Source organism: Caballeronia sp. INML2, assembly GCF_023631365.1.
GTDB classification, from domain to species: Bacteria; Pseudomonadota; Gammaproteobacteria; order Burkholderiales; family Burkholderiaceae; genus Caballeronia; species Caballeronia turbans.
On record NZ_JALQDH010000222.1, the window covers coordinates 1 to 457 of the forward strand.

Here is a 457-nt window from a genome sequence, read left to right on the forward strand (position 1 = left end):
TGTTGCCGGCCATTATGGCCGACTCACGCCCCAGCTTTTCCACTCAAGGAACTGTCCGAATTCCCGAAGCCACCTCTTTAGCCATATCGCGGGTTCAGTGCTGTTTACGCGTCCGCTTTGGCGGATCGACTGTCACTTTGGGGTCGAAGATTCGTCGCAGCTCCTCGAAGCCGACATCCAACTGTACTGCATCGCCGACGACAGCAAAGCGACGTGCAGCGGCCGCACGTCGGCTGAACGGCGAGCGTCCGCAAAGGCCGAATCGAACCTACGCTTCACGGCCGAACCGCGCCCGACCCAGCGACGCGAGGACTTCGGCCAAAGCCGACTCTCGCCGTTCATCCGCCGAGCGGCTGCAGCTCGTGGGCGGCGACAATTAGCTTGGCCGGTCGTTGACGTTTGTTTTGGCCGGTGGTGAGGAGTCGGAGGCGGCGTAGCCGCCGGAGACGACGAACCA

Annotated in this window: 1 protein-coding gene; it reads left to right on the forward strand. The window is 62.6% G+C overall.

Annotation, left to right across the window (positions count from 1 at the left end):
• Positions 1 to 418, forward strand: a 418-nt coding sequence (locus tag NCT32_RS37095; RefSeq protein WP_250491576.1) for a hypothetical protein, incomplete at its 5' end; no start/stop codon positions are given.
• Positions 419 to 457: the final 39 nt, after the last annotated feature.